Annotated in this window: 22 protein-coding genes and 3 pseudogenes; 9 read left to right on the top strand and 16 right to left on the bottom strand. The window is 39.4% G+C overall.

Features of this window, described 5'->3' with window-relative positions; translation table 11 throughout:
* Positions 1-104 precede the first annotated feature (104 nt).
* From N39L_RS06275 to N39L_RS06265, 3 genes are all read left to right on the top strand, one after another.
* A complete protein-coding gene (locus N39L_RS06275) occupies positions 105-2225 on the top strand; it encodes a transglycosylase domain-containing protein (RefSeq protein ID WP_006619292.1) in 2121 nt (706 codons plus the stop codon).
* Positions 2226-2327: 102 nt separating this feature from the next.
* Positions 2328-2540 (top strand): ssl0294 family protein, encoded by a 213-nt coding sequence (locus N39L_RS06270; protein WP_006619291.1) that lies wholly within the window; start codon positions 2328-2330, stop codon positions 2538-2540.
* 614 nt (positions 2541-3154) lie between these two features.
* Positions 3155-3289 (top strand): hypothetical protein, encoded by a 135-nt coding sequence (locus N39L_RS06265; RefSeq protein WP_286131379.1) that lies wholly within the window; start codon positions 3155-3157, stop codon positions 3287-3289.
* A 387-nt stretch (positions 3290-3676) separates the two neighbouring features.
* Here N39L_RS06265 and N39L_RS06260 read toward each other — a convergent pair whose 3' ends face one another.
* The 15 genes and pseudogenes from N39L_RS06260 to N39L_RS06190 all read right to left on the bottom strand — a co-directional run bounded on the left by N39L_RS06260 (position 3677) and on the right by N39L_RS06190 (position 13314).
* The gene (locus N39L_RS06260; RefSeq protein ID WP_014274186.1) at positions 3677-4042 is read right to left on the bottom strand and encodes a hypothetical protein; all 366 of its coding nucleotides are present in this window, start codon (positions 4040-4042) and stop codon (positions 3677-3679) included.
* Positions 3996-4277: a hypothetical protein gene (locus N39L_RS06255; protein ID WP_035736471.1), complete on the bottom strand. Its 282-nt coding sequence runs from the start codon at positions 4275-4277 to the stop codon at positions 3996-3998. The genes N39L_RS06260 and N39L_RS06255 overlap by 47 nt, the downstream gene beginning before the upstream one ends.
* A gap of 18 nt (positions 4278-4295) precedes the next feature.
* Entirely contained in the window at positions 4296-4574 is a 279-nt protein-coding gene (locus N39L_RS06250) for a hypothetical protein (protein ID WP_231852015.1), read from the bottom strand.
* A gap of 62 nt (positions 4575-4636) precedes the next feature.
* A complete protein-coding gene (locus tag N39L_RS06245; RefSeq protein ID WP_014274638.1) occupies positions 4637-4861 on the bottom strand; it encodes a hypothetical protein in 225 nt (74 codons plus the stop codon).
* 12 nt (positions 4862-4873) lie between these two features.
* Complete coding sequence (locus tag N39L_RS06240; protein WP_014274637.1) at positions 4874-5452, bottom strand: hypothetical protein; 579 nt, start codon at positions 5450-5452, stop codon at positions 4874-4876.
* A complete protein-coding gene (locus N39L_RS06235; RefSeq protein ID WP_014274636.1) occupies positions 5449-6069 on the bottom strand; it encodes a hypothetical protein in 621 nt (206 codons plus the stop codon). Before N39L_RS06235 ends, N39L_RS06240 begins: the two co-directional genes overlap by 4 nt.
* Before the next feature lie 85 nt (positions 6070-6154).
* Positions 6155-6544, bottom strand: a complete 390-nt coding sequence (locus N39L_RS06230; protein WP_231851946.1) for a hypothetical protein — start codon at positions 6542-6544, stop codon at positions 6155-6157.
* Between the two features lie 289 nt (positions 6545-6833).
* Positions 6834-7199 carry a hypothetical protein gene (locus N39L_RS06225; protein WP_014274190.1) on the bottom strand — a complete coding sequence of 122 codons (366 nt, stop codon included), beginning with the start codon at positions 7197-7199 and terminating at the stop codon, positions 6834-6836.
* Positions 7192-7596: pseudogene (locus N39L_RS06220) on the bottom strand (DUF1064 domain-containing protein). The gene N39L_RS06225 and the pseudogene N39L_RS06220 overlap by 8 nt, the downstream one beginning before the upstream one ends.
* Positions 7586-7939: a hypothetical protein gene (locus N39L_RS06215; protein ID WP_014274192.1), complete on the bottom strand. Its 354-nt coding sequence runs from the start codon at positions 7937-7939 to the stop codon at positions 7586-7588. The pseudogene N39L_RS06220 and the gene N39L_RS06215 overlap by 11 nt, the downstream one beginning before the upstream one ends.
* A 112-nt stretch (positions 7940-8051) precedes the next feature.
* The gene (locus tag N39L_RS06210) at positions 8052-8516 is read right to left on the bottom strand and encodes a hypothetical protein (protein WP_014274193.1); all 465 of its coding nucleotides are present in this window, start codon (positions 8514-8516) and stop codon (positions 8052-8054) included.
* 193 nt (positions 8517-8709) lie between these two features.
* The gene (locus N39L_RS06205; RefSeq protein ID WP_014274194.1) at positions 8710-9351 is read right to left on the bottom strand and encodes a hypothetical protein; all 642 of its coding nucleotides are present in this window, start codon (positions 9349-9351) and stop codon (positions 8710-8712) included.
* A gap of 80 nt (positions 9352-9431) precedes the next feature.
* On the bottom strand, positions 9432-9677 hold the full coding sequence (locus N39L_RS06200; protein ID WP_035735928.1) for a hypothetical protein: 246 nt from the start codon (positions 9675-9677) through the stop codon (positions 9432-9434).
* A 118-nt stretch (positions 9678-9795) separates the two neighbouring features.
* The gene (locus N39L_RS06195; RefSeq protein WP_193353185.1) at positions 9796-11493 is read right to left on the bottom strand and encodes a hypothetical protein; all 1698 of its coding nucleotides are present in this window, start codon (positions 11491-11493) and stop codon (positions 9796-9798) included.
* Positions 11493-13314: pseudogene (locus N39L_RS06190) on the bottom strand (hypothetical protein). Before N39L_RS06190 ends, N39L_RS06195 begins: the two are co-directional and overlap by 1 nt.
* Positions 13315-13380: 66 nt before the next feature.
* On the opposite strand from N39L_RS06190, the gene N39L_RS06185 reads away from it, so the two are divergent.
* The 6 genes from N39L_RS06185 (at position 13381) to N39L_RS06160 (ending at position 16646) form a co-directional block, all read left to right on the top strand.
* Positions 13381-13641 carry a hypothetical protein gene (locus N39L_RS06185; RefSeq protein ID WP_014274051.1) on the top strand — a complete coding sequence of 87 codons (261 nt, stop codon included), beginning with the start codon at positions 13381-13383 and terminating at the stop codon, positions 13639-13641.
* Positions 13605-14174 carry a hypothetical protein gene (locus N39L_RS06180; RefSeq protein WP_231851993.1) on the top strand — a complete coding sequence of 190 codons (570 nt, stop codon included), beginning with the start codon at positions 13605-13607 and terminating at the stop codon, positions 14172-14174. Before N39L_RS06185 ends, N39L_RS06180 begins: the two co-directional genes overlap by 37 nt.
* 26 nt (positions 14175-14200) lie before the next feature.
* Positions 14201-14548 carry a hypothetical protein gene (locus N39L_RS06175; RefSeq protein WP_014274635.1) on the top strand — a complete coding sequence of 116 codons (348 nt, stop codon included), beginning with the start codon at positions 14201-14203 and terminating at the stop codon, positions 14546-14548.
* A gap of 66 nt (positions 14549-14614) precedes the next feature.
* Positions 14615-15991 carry a phage head spike fiber domain-containing protein gene (locus tag N39L_RS06170; RefSeq protein WP_014274634.1) on the top strand — a complete coding sequence of 459 codons (1377 nt, stop codon included), beginning with the start codon at positions 14615-14617 and terminating at the stop codon, positions 15989-15991.
* A gap of 47 nt (positions 15992-16038) precedes the next feature.
* Positions 16039-16221, top strand: coding sequence for a hypothetical protein (locus N39L_RS06165; protein WP_126277469.1), 183 nt, complete (start codon positions 16039-16041; stop codon positions 16219-16221).
* Between the two features lie 170 nt (positions 16222-16391).
* Complete coding sequence (locus N39L_RS06160; protein ID WP_014274633.1) at positions 16392-16646, top strand: hypothetical protein; 255 nt, start codon at positions 16392-16394, stop codon at positions 16644-16646.
* Positions 16647-17595: 949 nt separating this feature from the next.
* Here the strand turns inward: N39L_RS06160 and N39L_RS06155 are convergent.
* Positions 17596-19053: pseudogene (locus tag N39L_RS06155) on the bottom strand (recombinase).
* Positions 19054-19094 lie beyond the last annotated feature (41 nt).

Raw genomic sequence — 19094 nt, 5'->3', positions numbered from 1 at the left:
ACAATCGTTTATCAATAAGGCTTTTCAAGATTCTATCTTAACTATAGCCACCAGTCGTTTTTCCTCCCCTTTTAGCAAGGGGCTTCCCAACTCAGGAGGTTTACGTGACAGAATTTTCCCCAAAAATTACCGACGAATCTAGGGATAGTCAAAATACTATACCCCCTACCTCCGTTTTGCATCAAGACTCGGAGGCGATCGCGCCACCCCCCCCTTCGGAAACCCCCCAGGGGGGAGGACCCCATCGCCGTATCATTAGGCGTTGGCAATGGAAACCTCGCCCTAAATTGTGGATAGGCGTTGGCATAATTACTATAGCCGGAAGTGCGATCGCATTAGCAGCTTATCACTTCCATCGCCTTGAACAGAGTTTACCGGAAATTTCTGATCTATCAGCCTACAACCGAGATGGAACCCTCACCATTCAAGCCGCAGATGGCACAATTATCATGCAAACCGGACCATCTACCCGGGAGCAGGTATCTCTCGACCGGATCCCAGAGCAGTTGCTCCAGGCATTTATTGCCATAGAAGACCGACGTTTCTATGAGCATCGCGGCATTGACTACCAAGGTATTATCAGAGCCCTATCCGCTAATGTAATGGCTACAGGTGTAGTCCAGGGAGGTAGTACCATCACCCAACAATTGGCTAGGATGGTGTTTTTAGACCATGAACGCAGCCTGACTCGTAAACTTAGGGAAGCTCTCCTCGCTCAAAAACTTGAGAAAACTCTCACCAAAGAAGAAATCCTCGAACGCTATCTTAATCTAGTTTATTTGGGTTCGGGAGCTTATGGGGTCGCTGATGCCGCCTGGGTCTATTTCAGTAAACCCGTAGAACAACTCACCCTCTCGGAAATGGCTACCTTGGCGGGTTTGCCTCCCGCTCCAAGTCAATACTCCCCCCTGGTGAATTTAGACCTGGCTACCGAACGCCGGAACGTCGTACTGCGCCGAATGCAGGAAATGGGTATGATTTCTGAGAATCGGGCAAATTTACTGATTCAAAGCGACCTAGTTGTAAATCCTAGCCCCCATAAACGTCTACAGGTTAAAGCTCCCTATTTTGCTAATTTTATTCAAAAGCAATTACCATTATATGTATCTTCAGAAGCCCTAGAAATTGGGGGCTTGGTGGTGGAAACCAGTTTAAATCTACAATGGCAGGAAATAGCCGAGCAGGTCGTTAAAGAAGCCGTAGAAATAGACGGGCGCGCGGCGGGGTTTGACCAAGCCGCATTAGTAGCGATCGACCCCACTACCGGTGAGGTAAAAGCTATGGTAGGGGGTGCTAATTATGGGGAAAGTCAGTTTAATCGCGTTACCCAAGCTCAACGACAGCCAGGATCGACTTTTAAAGGGTTGGTCTATGCGGCGGCGATCGCAGCAGGTTTCTCTCCCTATGATAGTTACAATGACGAACCCTATCGAGTTGATGGATATCGCCCCCAAAACTATGGTAACCGTTACGGGGGTTGGCGATCGATGCTTAACGCCCTCAGTAATTCCACTAATGTTATTGCCGTTAGAGTCCTAATTGATGTCGGCTTTGAACCCGTTATTTCTCTCAGTACCAGCATGGGTATCAAATCTGAACTCCAACCCACCTATTCCCTCGCCTTGGGAGCCTATGAAGTTAATCTTTTGGAACTAACTAACGCCTACGGAACCCTCGCCGCCCAAGGCCAATATATCCCCGCTCATGGTATCCGTCGAGTCATCAACCAGAAAGGCGAAACTATCTATCAGGCTCAGTTTACACCTAAACAAGTCCTTGACCCCGACAGCACCGCTATTACTACCTGGATGCTAACTCATGTGGTACGCAACGGCACAGGTGGGTCCGCTTACCTCGCCGATCGCGATGTCGCCGGTAAAACTGGCACTTCTGAACAAGCTAGGGATCTGTGGTTTATTGGTTATATTCCCCAACTGGTGACCGGAGTATGGCTAGGAAACGACAACAATGATCGCACTTGGGGCGCTAGTAGTACCGCCGCCTTTAATTGGCGTGAGTTTATGAAACGAGTAGTTGAGGATTTACCCGTTGAGGAGTTTCCCCAACTTCCCGACCTCGACAGCCACCAGGGAACCATTAAAGCCCAACCCCATCAACCTAAATGGGTACAAACTGGACCGGCCGCCATTCGTCGTGATGATGATGACTACCACAAACATATTAATAACTCCAGCGACTATGGAAATGATGGCTATTACTACTAACCACTCCCTGTGCGTAGGCAGGCCGGTTTACTGATTTTTGCCGATTCAGCTAAAATTCAGTCAGAATAACAATAAATCTCTTTACAGGAGCTTTCTCTAATCATGGATGAACTGACACCCATCTTCAAAGAATTTACCCAAGATCCGATCTCGTTTTTGGGTGGCTTTGTCTCTAGCGTCCTGCGACTCAACTTATCAGAAGACCCAGTGAAAAGCTGGTTAGAAAAGGAAACCGGAACCCCAGTCTCTTCCTCAACCTCTGACCGAGACAATAATGGATCGAGTAATGGGCCTCAATCAATTACCATTGACTAAACAGCCGGCTATATTTTCACCGAGAAACTATTGTCCCTGAGCGCTAATGTTCAACCTCTGCGCCTTGAGTACCAGCAACCCTCTTTGATAGCCGAGGTTGGCGTAGCTCTCGCATACGGCTTAATATGTTGGCAGGGTTAATCCGTCAAAGCGCGTTAACTATAAACCCTTATCCTGACAGCGATAGCGGGTTATTACTCAACCCCTATATCCTATTGAATTACTCAGATATTACTCACAATCTAGTCCTAGCACAGGAAAATAATTCTGTCAATAGGATGATTACTCAGTCAACAAGCACAACTTAATTAATCTGTCAAACACTCATACCACCCCCCAACCAAACACCGATAGGGTAACTCCCTTGTGATAGCAGTCAATGGCAAGCCTATCGGTTCGTTCCTCACCATTGACTGCTATCACATCGTTCGTTTCCCCAATAGTGCTTGTTTCGGTTAGGGGGAGGGTATGGGTTCAATTTTGCAGGGTATTACCTAAAGCTACCAGTGCTAATAATAGGACGGTAATGAGTGCGATCGCAGTGGGATTTATCTATGGCTCAAAGTCAACACGATAGCCGTAGGTAGCCGTAGGGGGAACCCACTAGGTTATCAATGTACAACGATACTCCTATCAATGTACAACGATATCAGGCTGCCTATCCGGTTATCTATGGGAGTCAGATTATTGGGGAAATATTGGGGAGCCTACTCACTACCAACAAAATGCGATCGCATAATCACGACTAACCTGGCTATGACATACTGAAGCGATACCCCCAAACAACTTTTCAACTGGTAACTTGTTTCGTCATCTCTCGCTGATACCTACATAATCCTAGAGAATTGATTCCCCATCGAAACCGATACCTACATACCGCTAGACAAGTCTCCAATTTATAGGGGTACTGAGTTCCGCACAGGATGATTACCCCTAATAGACGGGTTAAGGTTTTGGCTTAGGGTGTTTATTGTGGGTAAACTAGGGGTGGGTTCATATAAACTTCCAATAGACTACTGGCAATAGACTACTGGCAAAAAATACAAACAACCCCTATCATGATAGGACACGATAAGGGTTAAGGTTGTTATTGAGTTAGGGTTAGCTGTTAGGTGTTAGGTGTTAGGGTTTAGGGTTTAGCTGTTACTCATTCTGCACTTAGTAATCATAGCTAACGCTACGTCTGTTAGCTTGTCTACAATGAGTTGGTCAGATTTCCCTATGTAGATGTGATGATTGACGCTACCATCCCACCCTTTGAGGTTCCAGTAGGTAAAACCATTAATTGAGAGTTTTTTGCAAGCTGTAAATCGTTTACCATTAACCTCTACTGAAAAAGATTTATGGGTTTCTAGGTATTTAAACCATTCTAAAGAACCTACTTCGATACAGATATTACCATGACCTACCAGAAACCCTTTGTAAGACCCTGTTAGTGTGACTACTGGGAGTAGCTTAGGCATGAAAATCACCTCCCAGTAGGATATCGCTGTTATAACCATTAAGGTTACATTCAGGTGATATTACGTCTGAATCGAATCGAGTAATAATTGGATACTGAGATTCTACCCATTTCTCGTGTACTGCCAGAAAGTCAATAGCGTAATTATGAGCAATTTCTGCTATCGTGATTCTATCCTCACGAGTTGCTGTTAAATTATTGCCAGCTAATCTGACAAAAATCTCCCTAGCCATTTCTGCAATAACCATCATTTTTTCTTGTTCAAACTCATTCATGGCTTTATTTCCTATTGATTAATTGAACTTGTGATCATCATTATCGGGGTGATTTTGATTATTGTTGTGTTCTGTAATTTTTGCATCAAGCAAGGCTTCAATACCTTTGAGTAACTCGATTTCCGCGTTTAAAAAATGCCTGTGGATTTGAATAAATTCGACAATTTCGTCGAATTGTTCAGATGTGATAGCAAGTTCTACTAAGTCAAGTAATCCTACAACGTTAGGATTTAATCGATTACTCATGTAGCTATATTCTACTACGTTTAATCCGGGTGTACTTAATTTGATTGACATGGATTTATCCTTTGATAGTGGTTAAGTTGTGATAGTTTAACGTCATTTCGGAAGGGTTTAAATTATTCGATTTTGGTTAGTAAATGCTGAATATAATTAAGCTGTTTGAGCGATAATTGTTTTTTCGCTTCTGCTAAGGATAACTCAACCTCGCAATCATTCATTATTGAAATTAACGTTTCCTTAGCGTCTTCTTTATTAGCGTTGTAGACTGTACTATCTACCATTTGTTTAAATGTTTTAAACCGTGCCTTTATAATGGCATTTGTGTTGGGAGGTTTAGTCATTTTTTTGGTCTCCTATATGATGTGTTTCCAAACATTTTTGCTGTTCTGATTAATCATATTATATCCTCTATTTTTCATTAGATTAGTCAACTCTGAAACATTAACGCGACTATCAAGATATCCATCTGTTTTGGCTCTCTCAATGGCTTCTTTTAACGCTTTCGGGTCGATATCAGTTACAACCTCGGTTAACTCAGGACATCCCGCGTTAATTGCCTGGTTATTTTGTTTCATTTTTGCCTCAATACCTTGAGTGATAAAACTGTCTAAAAATTGTTCAGTACCTGATGATATAGTCAAGATTTTTTCATTAACAAAATCCCAGTAATCATTGAAGCGTTTAATTGATTCATTGATAGATAATTGATAAATCAATGAATGGGTGACAATAATTTCACTTGATAACCTAGCGTTAATGATATCTTTTTTGTGTTTCTGTAGTTGTTTTTTGACCTTGCTGTATTGATTGCAGTTATCGATATTTCTCCAGAAAATTTCTAATTGAGATGATAATTTATCAAGCGTAATATCCTCTACATCGTTTAAATCACTTAACTCGTAACCATTGCCCCTATATTCCTCTGATGTCATAGTCTCTTTTTAAACCATATAGGAAACATCCGTCTTTTGAGTTCGTTTAACTCCCAAAATGTCCACAATGGATGTATTGAATTAATCACCTTTAAAGCGAAAGCATTAAAAATCATGTTAGTTCCCGGTGTCTGACTACTGATGGTTATTCGGCTATTTTTGCGGTTTAACACCTTGAAAAGCGATAACATATTCTCATTTTCAATTAATAAGCTAGGGGTGATATCTTCCCATACCAATATAAAATTTTTCTCAAATTCACATTGAAGGGGGTCATAAAATCGTTCATGTTGTATCTTGTTTCTCAGTGAAGCGAAAGTGCTATTAGCAAGCACCGAGGTTGTCTTGTATAGTTCAGATGCTACGGTAGCTATCTGTGACTTTCCAGTACCGCTAGACCCCCAAAGGAACAGGATGCCAGCTGTACTCATAAGGGTTACTGGAGACGCTATAAACGAGGTTACAATAGGGAATTGGATATCAGGATATGGCAGAACACAGACAGCCCGTAAAACAGACTCTAATTGCTCACCCAGGTTGCCTTCTGTGATTATTTCTTCTAGTTCAGATGACATTTGGCTTCTGATTAGCCTATAATCAATATAGTCCTCAGACATGGTAGTAACCTCTTATCGCTCTTGACTTGTTGACATGGTATGGTGGTTATTCCCCCCTAAATATTTAGGGGGGATTTATTTGTGACTACATTAATCGCAGTAATTCAATTAATGCAATTAATACATTAGAATCAAGTTGTTTAACCTTGTTATAAAGACTCTCAAAGCTAGGGTCACAATCCAAAACCTTAGCCCCTTCTGTTAACCTTTCCTCGAAGGTTTTGTATTTTGCCTTTCCATTAAATCCTGCTTTATTTTTAGTTTTGGATTCAATGAAAGCGTCAATATCTCCGATTGAGTAAGTAGCGAAAGATTGATTGAATGGATTAATACATTCAATTTCTAAGATATTAGAAATATCAGAGTTTAAATTATCGTCTCCGATATTTCCCTCTAATATCCTGTCAGAAGGTCTGACTGATGATTGACTTAGATTTATTGTTGCTGTAAACATCACAGAACCGTCTGTAAGCATTGAGTCACTTTCGACTATTTTAAGCAATGCGAGTTCTGGAGATGTAGGGGTGTATTCTCGTTTTTTGCCGTTATATTCAGTCTCGTATTTTTCAATACAAAACCGTACAGCAATTAATTATTTATCACCTTTGGAATAACTCCAATCCCTATCATTGAAGTTAGAAAAATCCCCTGATACACCTTTCCCGAATATCCATAAATGAGGTGACTTAATTCGGAATTATGCATAATCAACAATTAGAAAGGTTGCCGTTTCACCGGGCTTAACTGCACTGCAATAACTAAATTTATCGTCCTGTTTTTTGCCGTAATATCCGATACTCATGATTAATTATCCTTTGATGATTGATTATGACGTTTGAAATTTTTTTGCATACCTCCCAAAATTGAGGGTTACCAACAATTGATACTCGTAGGCTGCCTTCATTTGTCAACCTTGCTGTAGCGTGACCTCTGTAGTCCCCCCTAGGGCTATAACAACCCATATAGGAATAAGCTAAATCAAGGATTTCCTGGGTTTTATGTTCCTTTATAGGGGTTAGTATCCGGTAGGCTATTTGAGTGGTTTCTGACTCAAATAGGTGTGGGTTATAGGTGGTGTTTATTAACTCACCGTCAATGGAAAATAACCCCTTGTAGTGCAGTTTATTCATTGTTTACCCTTGGAATCTCTAAGTTTTTCCAAAGCCCCTTAAACTCGTCGATATTGATAAATGAGATGCCTTGCCATCGGTAGGATGTCCCCCTTATAACAAACCAACACTGATTGACTAAACCAGGATTAAGGTACTGCAATAACTGCATTTTTAGCTTAAATGAATCAGTTAATACTCCCTTAACTTCGATGTAACGATTAAAGAACGGACTCTAAAAATCTGGAATCCAGGTGATATTTTTCCAAGGTTTTGCATGTTCAATTAATGTCATTTTAGGGTGAACAATTAATTGATTATCATGTTTTCGTAGAAGGTGATAAACCCTACATTCAAATGCACTTGAAAAATAATAGCTGTCTATTTTTTGTCCTCTAGCATTGTATTTATTTCTCATCTTTTGGGTGCACTCCGAAACTTCCGCTAGGGTTATCAATTTCTTTGTCTAAGCCATTTTCCGCCGCATAGATGCTGTATTCTTCTCTGTAATACTCAAGTGCATCCTCCATTAATTCCTCAAGTTTTTCGGGGTTTAATGGTATTAATTTTTTAATGATTTTACCTAAAAAATAAGCGATAAAATCCTTATCAAACTTAACTAAAGTTGATGGCCACGTTATTCCTGACTTTCCACTGGAAATTGGAACTTTGATATATAGGGAATGACCGATATACATCAAGGGGGTTAACGCGATGTTTCGTAGGTTAAGCCTAACCTCGGACCAATGACGTGGTATCATGCTATAATTTCCTGATGCTTGTTGACTGCCACCTGGGTATTATTCATTTTCAGGACTGTATTTTCAGTCCTGAAAACAGATAATATATGGGTGGTTTTATTTTGGACTAGCCTTAATCTAACCAACTAGAAAATGGGTTGACTTCATTATCTTCATCCTCTAAATCACTCTCAGAGCCCAATAGATGGTCTTCTAGTGCATTAATATCATCCTGTATGGCTCCCGTAACCTTACGAGGTAGCTTTACTCCACCTGCTTTTAATAGCGTCAGGATTGCGTTGGTGACTCGTTTAAGTGTGGCAATCTCTGAATATGTCAGATAAAAGGTATTTGAGTTGATAATCTCCGACGTTTGGAGTTTGTTGGTCAATGATTGAATTAATGAAGTTTTGGGGTAAGGAAGGTAAGTATTAACCAACTCCAGAAACTTAGTAAACTGATTAAACCGACTCAACGTCTCTTGGTATTCTGTAGGAGTCAATACTTTATTAGTATTGACATTAGTTACATTTTCTACAGTTACGCTACCTTCAATTGATTCTGTAACTGTATAGTTACCTTGCTCTTTTGAATTCACTGTATTTAATTAAAATTATCTTATCTAATTAATTTATTAAAAATAAACATAAATTATACAATTTACACTTATTTATAAAAATATCAAGTATTACATTAAGTATATATAGAATGTACAAATAATAACCAATACAAAAAACTCGTTAATCCTATTTTGTGATTTAACGGGTATATAATTAGCAACAAGATAGTTATTATGGTTTGTTGCCTGTTTTCTCAGGTAAAGCGCTAAGGTTTCCTTGTACTTGATTAGGTGCTTCAGTTTTACCTGTGGTTAGTTCTCCTAGGTTATCGAGGGTAATTTCAGATTCAGCCGGAATACGAAACATTGAGTTATAGGTTCTAATACTCGCGGGTTTTTTGCTCCAGTAATGAGCAAAAACATATAGCAAAGAATTAATCGAGAAAATTTGAGGAACTTTTAAACCAATAAATCTTAGCTTCCTATCACCCGCGTTAGTTCCTGATGTGCGATATGTTCTCCATACTCCACCCATAGAGGCAGGAGCTTCTACAAAAATCTTTGTGTACTCTATACGTTTCCATGACCTAACTCTAGCCCCTGGTATGATATTACGCCTATTAGCATTAGTTGATGTAGTTCCACTAACGGGAGGTCTCCAGATAGTTAAGTCTCGCACCAGGACGGGTTCCTGTGTTACGGCGTTATCGGATAGCGTATAAAGCAGCAACATAGGCATTGGGATAACATACTTTGATGTCTTGTCTACTGGAGCCTCAACCATCAAACTCCTGCCGATACAAGTGCCTTTCGGTTCCGCTAGTTTAGCAACAAAATTTGCTTTATATTTATCGTAAGCATCATTTAATGGCATAATTTAACCTCATTAATTATCAAACAAAACTTTAGATAGGTAGACAACAATAGTGTTAATGTCTACCTAGTTAATGAACCCTAGTCAACAAAAACAGCGATGGCTTGTACATCGATAGAGCCATCAGTAGCATCCCAAACATCATCAGTAGGGATTGTTAGGGATACTGTCACAGCTCCAGTTGCCATGTTGCGGGTATAAGCTGTAACTACCGTTACACCATTAGGGTTTCTAGTTGCGTTTATCTGTGCACGTTGAACTTGCTCGATAACTTCTAGCAATTGGTGTTCGAGAGTGGCACCATTAAGAGTTACTGGACTAGCCATAATCATCACCTTTAATCAGTTAATACATAGAGCCTAGCATCATTAACTGAATTTGTCTGTTAACTATTTGATATATCAGATGCTACATATATGTAGCTTCTATTCAATGAAAACTACATTAAGCTGTAGTTGGTGGCTGACTCCCAGTTTTCATTTCTAACGACGTTCTAGTAGCTGTTCTGATTGCGTCATCTACCCACTTAGGTTTCTTCTCAAAATGTAAAGGAATTTTTACTTTAGACTTCCTAGGGTCTTTGTACGTTGCCAAAACACTATTCTCTCCCATATCGATTTTGGCTTGTTCAAATTTATCAATTAATTCCCAGTTAAGTATTTTCACTTCACTGATATACATTTTGCTCTCTTTGATTCTTTTCGCATTTTCCCTACCGCCAAAACCTTTACGTTCCTCAAATATCAAAGGATAAACAATTGAGGAACTTGTTAATTGTACTAAATCCTTACAAATTCTTTCAGCGTCAGATTTAGAGCTTTCATTCACAAAAAATGAAAATTTCCTACCATTTCGCATATTACAGGTTACTTTGATATTGCCTTTGGTAAATGCCGATTTACTAGGTTGAGTAAATATCCTTTGTAATTTATCCCAGGTTATTTCGTGTCTTTCTACTGATGGGAGTTCTATTTGAGTTTTTTGTAGTTTTGACCGTCTTTCCTTAGTCCAATATGGAGGTTTTTCGTAATTGTACAAAATGAAGGTTAACTGAATTTTTAAATTACTGCTATTCGGAACTTCAGAGATATCACCCGACCCTACAAATTGACCAATATCTCTATTTCCTAATATCTCAGTTTGAGCTAATGCGTTGGTTACATTTTCCTGTAAATTACGCAAACTTGATACTAATCTAAAACGTTCGCTGCCGTTTTCTATAACCGCGCTAACTAACTGTTGCTGTCTATTTTCCTCAATGCGTTGTAACGCGATATATTCATCTAAGCCTTGAGCGACTAAAATAATCGCTTCTTTACAATTATCTGAGAATTCATCCCAAAATTCCTCTGAACTATCTTGGTTCCATATAGTGCTTAACTTGCCGTCATATTCTTCTGGTAATTTTTCTCTAGCGTCCCTTCTCTGTTTCCCAAAACTCCATTCTTCACCTTTTTCGTCACCCCACTTTTTCATCCTGTCTTTACCACCGGGAACCATCGAAACGATACGTTTCGCAAGCGCTGAAGGGCTTGCGGCTAAAAACATTTTAACAACCCGTCTACCATGTTTAAACAGTTGCCATGCTATAGCTTTCATAGCCATATTAAATGATTGCCTAACGTATGAACCAAAAGCTGATGATACTTCCCTAAGCATTTCAGGTCCCTTGCTTAAGGCAATGTGCATAGCAGCAGCTTTGTTGATAAATGCAATACCAATGGTAGGCAATACTCCACAAACTAATTTACCTGCCATATTACCCAAAAAACCGGCGGTAGTACTAATAAATTGATTAGCAATATTCATCATATTTTTGTCTATCTGTTCATCTGATATATTCCAGTTGAAATTCCAAAAGCTGTCCCAATTAGAGGTAATAAATGTCGCTACTTTTTCAAAGCTAAAGCTAGAAAAGAACTTAGTAAGTCCCTCCCATAACCAACCCGCAAATGATTTACCCCACTGAACTACTTTTCCTGTGACTTTTGTCCACAGCTTCCCAAACCATCCCATTTCCTCGGTTGATGTTCGTCGAGAAAAATTAACCTGTCTAACTCCATTCCGTCCAATTGCTGACCTAGTTTGACGACTGGATAAGCCACGGGTTGTTCTTAGCATTCTTGCACTTCTGGCTACCATTACAGAGTCTCCCTTAGTGGATTATCGCCGTCTATTAACTCGGTTTCTATCTTGATATCAGGAAAGTCTTTTTTGAGCAATTCTTTGACTTTATTGGTTTCCTGTTCTCTAATCTCATCCTGTTTTTTCATTGAATCATATAACCGCGTTAAATCGGCTAATATGTCTTTTGATGGGTCATTACCATTAACTTGTAAAGTACCTTGCGCTCTAACTATTGAGAATATTTCCTTTATTTGATTTAAGGCTGTCTCTAGTGTTTCTTTCGCGTTCTTTTGATTAGTGATTTTAACTTTACTTTCGTTAGGTTCTAGTAGTTCCTCAAAATTATCAGCCTCTGGAGTGAAAGCTGTTTTTAGTTTCTCGTATTTTTCCTCAGTTTCAAAGCCTAAATAGTCTAATATTTCCGAGACTTCCCTACCAGCTTTAAAGGCTGCTGCGTGAGCCAAACCTGCTTCATGTAAGCAGGTTAACACAGCGTTTTGTGTAACCTGATGAGAGATGGCAATTTCCATAACCAGCCCGAAAATTTCAGCTATAGATTCTGCAATATTAGGCAATTTTATTGTTACTTCTTCTTGTTCTTCTGATAGAAGATTGATATCATTAATTTCTACCTTTACCTCAAATTCCCCCCACCTCTCATCATCGATGTCAAATCTGTACATTAACCACTCTGGCAATGTTTTAATTTCTTTAATTCCATTATCAGGATTATCGGCATCTACTGTTATTTTTGTAGGCATTTCAGCCGGAAAGGATTCAGGGTCTAGGAACTCGTAAATCCTTCTAATCATTCCACAGCATTCTTCATTCATGTCTGTCTGGTATTGTGATTTGACGAACGTTGTTTTCTGGCGGCAAATAATCTTTATCTTCAGACAGAATCCATAGTTTATAGCTATAATTACGGGTGTTCTCCCAAATTCGTGGACCGTCTAAAGAAGTATAGTTTAATCTAGTACTCGTAGGAAATACTGGATACCAGCGTGTATTTTCATACGACCTACCTCGATAGGCGTCCCACAATACGTCAGACTCATATTCGTAGTATGATTGATGACCTCTATCAATATATGGAACTTCCCATAAATGTATATATTCTAACATTGCTTCCGGGTCTTTAGTCCAAACAGTTGTTACGTCTGTCCAGGTTGTGGCTGGAGTTAAACGGTAAAAGATAGACCCAAATAATGGACTAATCATAAGCCTATTTGGATCACGACATGAAGCGTTATATTCAGAGTTATAAAAACTATTAAAGCCACTTCCATATAATGAAACTCTTTCACAACCTGAATTCATATAGTAAGGTTTTAACGGGTATAACTTACGATGTTTAATATAATCATTATGTACAATTATCGGCTCTTCGTAATTGTACTCTGAATCATGCCATGATTCTTCCCACTCTATAAAGACATCTAATCCAATCTTATTAAGTCTAAAATTTGACGTTGTTGCTTCTTGCCTTCTCCACCAATGCCTATTAATACTAGATGTTCCACTGCTAAGTCTACTATTTACTATTTGAGCAAAAATCATTAAATGCCATTTATTATTATTTTTAACAGGATAATCACGAGGGTCTGGCATTTCGTTCCCCGGTTTTGGTGGTTGCCTTCCTTTATCATCATCTACCTCGTCACCGCTATTAGGACCGCCAAAACTGTTACCAGCACCACCGCCGCCGCTTCTGCCACCCCCAAAACCAGGTCTCCTACCAAACCCACGCGGTTTTTTACCTCCCTTTGGTTCATCTCTCTTTGGTGGCTCCCTAGTAGGACCTGGGTCCCATGGGTTAATTGTGTTTCTAACCATTTAAATAATCACATTAAAGTAGTAATATTATACTAACAAATAATTTATTAATAGGTGGTTAAAATCATGAGAGGTATTAAAAATATCACGGCTAATATCAACGCTGCTAACTGGAGTAACGCCATAGAGTTATTTAACGGGACTATTTTAGAATCATTAATAACAGAAAGATATAAATATGATATCGGTATTTACAGCTATATATCATCGTTAAACGCTAGATGTTACACTCCCAGTATTGCACAATCACAAATCCCCACAATTTACCCGGAAGATAGCTATTACCAACGGTGGAAAAAAAACAGGAAGTGTTGCAGGGAGCGGTAGATTTACAGATATTTTATGGGAATATGGCAACAGAAAACGGGTTAAATTTAGGGATTGTCAAATTGCCATATTATGGAGGCATTCACACCGAAAACCTGTTAATTGAATTAATCACTAATCAAAACGAAGGTTTAGCAATTGATAGCAACTCAATAGTTAAAGCTAGGTGTTTAACTCAGTTACATAACAATGATTCTATTAATATTTTGGGCATGGCTGAATATCAACTCGATACAGTTCCTCAAACCCCTACATTGACACAACCCGAAAATTTTGGGGTGACAATAGGCAATACCCCCACATTAGTTAGACCCTCAAATATTAATCGGTATAGGTTGCACTTACAAAACGTAGGTTCTGTAGGGGTATGGTTTTGTCACGGTGATATCAGTAACTGTGTACCTTATCAATGCCTATATTTACCTCCTAACGCTGGGTGGGATGATGAACTAAAATCAACAGCTTCTATCTATGCTATAACTGAGGATAGCGTAACCAATATTGTTGGATTAGAACAAACAATAAATTGGTAAATTGTACTTTGATTTAGGGGTTTATTATGAGTTTCTCAGTTTACAGTTCTATTGTCAATTTAGACACTCTAAACATTAGCAGTAAAATACAGGGAACACCGACAACTACAGCGATAAGTTTGACTGCTAACACTATCACGGAAGTTGTGCCTATCAATGCTACCAGTAACGGTAGAACGGTGTTTGTAAAGAATCGGTCAAATACCAATGTACATCTAATATTTGACCCTACAGGTGATAGCGTGTCAGACGCTGCATTTTCGGTTAAGCCAGGTGATACCATCTCAATAACGTGGGGTAGAACTAAGTTACAGGCGATAGCAGAATCTAGCGCTAGTATCAGCGTTACAATTATCGAATATATCAATATGTAATCATCAAATGAATGGCTAGTATTAAGTTATTAGCCATTTAATTAAATAATCAATATAGAGGCAGTTATGACTAATTTCAACATTTACTCTAGTAAGTTTGGGCAATCAACCGATGACTTGCCAGAAGGTGAAGTTAATCTGTATTTAACTAATGAACGGATACAAGCAGTTATTGACTCAAATACGTATAACGTTGAACCTCGCATCTCTATAGAACCTACCCTTTCAACTCAGTTTGGTAAATCCAACACACGCTACAATGGTGAAGAATGGATAACAGAACCTGTAACAGACACTTACACTGTTACTAGAGCATCTACGGCAACGTATGTAGACGCAGCAGGCAGGATTCGTACAGCCGCAGTGAATAAGCCTAGATACACATTTAATCCTGAAACGGGTGAACGGTTAGGGTCGTTGGTGGAGGAACAGAGGACTAATTTGGTATCGTGGAGTGAGGATTTTGATAATGCGACTTGGACAAAAACACGAGCAAGTATTACGCCAAATGTAATTGTTGCGCTTGATGGAAATTTAACTGGTGACAAGTTAGTTGAGGATTCAAGCACAAACACCGCCCACCATGTAAATCGTACATTTTCTGCAACATCTGGGACAACATATACATTAACCATATATGCTAAAGCCGCAGAACGCTCGATTCTTGTAATTGCATTTGCCACTCAATTTCCCGCCAATTCTTTCGCAAATTTCAATTTACTGACTAGAGCAATTACAGCAGGAGGAGGACTTGTTTCTTCATCAGTAACGTCTATGGGAAACGGATGGTATAGATGCTCAATTACCTCAACAGCATCATCAACTGCTACTGCAACAATAGTGCATTACTTGAATAATGGGTCTAGCATTCTTTACACAGGTGATGGCATTTCAGGTATCTACATTTGGGGTACACAACTAGAAGCATCATCAACACCATCCCCTTACACCCCTACTCAAGCCACCAGCGTAACACGTGCTTCTGATGCGGTTAGTCGAGTGTTGGGGGATGAGTTTAACCCGAGTGAAGGTAGTTTTTATATAGAATATACACCAAACAAGTTGACAGGAGTTGGTGCTATTTTAGGTACTAATTCAGATAATACCAACTTGATACTTCACGGCGACGACAGTGCAGGTTTCGGTATAGACACTAGAACTGTGTCTGGTGGTGTGTTGACTTATTCATCACCCTTAATAACTAGATTGGACGCACCATCATTTAAGATATTATCTGTTTTAGAGCAAGGTCGGCAAAAGTTATTTATTAACGGTGATAAAGTGGTTGATGCACCTAATACAGTAACATCTTATCAACCTATTTCTGAAATTCTTATATTAAGAAGAGCTAATGGTGTTGTTGAAACTGGTATATGTAAAGATTTCCGCTACTACCCTCGCGCTCTTAGTGAAAGTGAGTGTTTAGCCCTAACAAAACTGTAATGGAGAACTAAAATGACTTATGACTTACAACAATAAATTAACAGATAATGCCTAATGCACTTGATATATCTGAAAGTAATTGGTTTAAAGTTTATGAACTTAATTTCAGGATAGAAGATGATAGCTACACGGTACTAAAAAATTACCTGACATTTCTGGCAGTAAATTTATCAGGATATTATTTGACGCTGACAGTGTACCCGTGTACTGGAAAATGGCAGGGTGGTTAAAATTTTACACATACAATGATGTGAAGCAGAATATGATGGTTAAACGTGAAATTATATGGCTTAATGAATATCAAATAATTGAATCACCGCCGTACAGCAATTTTTACGCTTCATTTTCTCCACTAGAAAGAATTAAATGGTTTACACTTCATTTTTGGAAATTAATATAAATGAACTTGGTAATAGTTGAATTAGGGTTAATTATTGTCGCGATTATTCTCAGTACGTTCATTACGCATACAGGAAACCTAATTATTGAGAATAGGTTAGACGGTATCCAAAATAGCCTAAATTATTTGATTAGATATGTTAATGATTCTATGGCATCAATAGTTGGTAAAAAACAGTTAGAAGATAAAAAGCAATCACCCCCTCTTCCAATTAACAGAGATGATATTGATGATGATGGTTGGCGTAAACCCTAAACCCTAACACCTAACAGCTACCCCAATAACTTAAATGGCCCCCTATGGTTTCTGACTGTAGGGGGTGTCTATGTATTTTTTGCCAATAGGCCTATTGCAATAGGCCTATTGGAAGTTTATATGAATGCTTGCCTCTAATTTACCCACAATAAACACCCTAAGCCAAAACCTTAACCCGTCTATTAGGGGTAATCATTCCCGGCGGAACCCAGTACCCCTATAAATTGGAGACTTGTCTAGCGGTATGTAGGTATCGGTTTCGATGGGGAATCAATTCTCTAGGATTATGTAGGTATCAGCGAGAGATGACGAAACAAGTCACCAGTTGAAAAGTTGTTTAGGGGTATCGCTTCAGTATGTCATAGCCAGGTTAGTCGTGATTATGCGATCGCATTTTGTTGGTAGTGAGTAGGCTCCTCAATATTTCACTAATAATCTGACTACCCCTATGGGTTTTGAAATTTGAGCCATACCCTCCCCCCATAACCGAAACAAACACTCTTAGGGGTGCGACCGATGTGATAGCAGTCAATGGTTCGTAACGAACCGATAGGCTTGCCATTGACGGGTATCACGAGAGAGTTACCCTATCGGTGTTTGGTTGGGGGGTGGTATGGGTATTTGACAGATTGATTAAGTTGTGCTTATTGACTGAGTAATCAACCTATTGACAGAATTATTTTCCTGTGCTAGGACTAGATTGTGAGTAGTATCTGAGTAACTCAATAGGATATAGGGGTTGAGTAATAACCCGCTATCGCTGTCAGGATAAGGGTTTAAAGGCAATGCAGGCGAAAGGAGAGTTTCCTAACCCATAAGCTGTAACCCCTATTCTACCGTTACTTAGGTGTTACTCAAAACCATAGCAGGATCTATCAATCTGTAGCCATAAAATAACCCCTAGGGGTTTAATCTAGGGGTGTTAATTTATGAAAGGTTGACGATTAGATTAATCTATCTGATAGATAACTCTGAGAAATAATTTAGCTTCTGGAGCATCAATATCAACCCCTAACGCTGTTAACCGTTCTATGGCTACGTTTAACGGTATAGGTAACTTAGAGCATCCTTCGAGAACTTCTAAGGTAGCGTCAATCCCTTTTGTTTTATAGTTACTCTCATTAATGATTGTGCTATGTCCCATAAGTCTAGCTCGCAACTCGATAGGTAGTCCATACTTTTCACCTAACAGGTTGTACAGCCTACGAAAAGCATATTTTTGGGTCACCGGGCATTTCATGAATTGAAGTCGTTGACTAAATATTGTCTCAAAGCCTGTAACTATGCTTTTGGGTTTACTACCTTTTCTAGGACTATATTCTGGCAATAACGGTCGTTTCAATTCTAGGAAATCAAACATTTCAGGGCTGGGAATGGGAGCAACAATCCTTCCCCCTGTTTTAATACTCACTTTCCGACCTTCTGCGTCAGTAAAGTAAACATAGTCACCTAGCACCAAGTAATTGTCTTGATTATCGGGGTCTGATAGTGCTTTGATAGTGATACCATCATCCGTTACAAATGGCTTAGTTAGATTAACGGCGGCGGCTATCTCAGTAGGTCTTAACCCGTACATTACCGCCATACCAGTCACCCATAACCAATTATGCCTTGTTAATTGATGTTGGTGACCTTTAACAGTATAGGCTTCTTGTTTGGCGCTATACCACCAATCCTTAAAGGCATCGATGCCTATCCGTTGTTTCTTTTTGAATTGTGTTTGTTTGGCGTTAATAGGTTCAAGCTGTTTGAGTAAATGGTCTTTGTTAGGTGATTTCTCAGCTATGGCTTTTAAGATGTAGTAACGTTCCCTGAAGGTTTTGGAGCCTATTAATTGTTCTCCGTTCCGTAGGGGAATATATAGCATAGCCTTGAAACTCTCCCAGCTAGGATATTCATCCCAGTTAGGGAACAGCCTGAAATGCGCCCCTTTAGTAGACTCGTAAGACGCTAAGTCGCTAGCGATATCGCGAGAACGCGGTCGTCCTGTATTGCGGTTTTACCCGGCAAAATACTCATCCTCCAGTTGTTGGAATATTTCCCGGTAGGCTATCAGATTATCCTCAATCTGGTTCTTTCCTAAGATAGTCGCATCGTACCAATCCCAAAATTCACTAGCGCTAGTGATAGTCCCTAGGGCTTCTGATACCAACTTAGCTTTCCTGACTCCATCAATAACCCCTTCTGGAGTACATTCAAGGTTAGCCGTTTTGGGTAGCCGTTTCCCGGTAGGTGGTTGCTTAAACTGCAATAGTAGGTTGTACCTAGCCCCGGACTTTTGTAGTTTGAGTGTCACTCCTTTGGGACATTCCCCCTTAAACTCCTGATAGGCTTTCACGAACCTAGTGTAACTCTCATTATAGTTACCCTTTCCCCCTACAGTAGGGGTATTGATATCGTTACTCATTTTTTACTCACTTGTTATCCTGCTATGGTTTTGAGTAACAC

Source organism: Limnospira platensis NIES-39 (assembly GCF_026000695.1).
Taxonomy (GTDB): Bacteria; Cyanobacteriota; Cyanobacteriia; order Cyanobacteriales; family Microcoleaceae; genus Limnospira; species Limnospira platensis.
The sequence above is the reverse complement of the archived record's forward strand: the minus strand, read 5'-3'. Positions and strand labels throughout refer to the sequence as shown.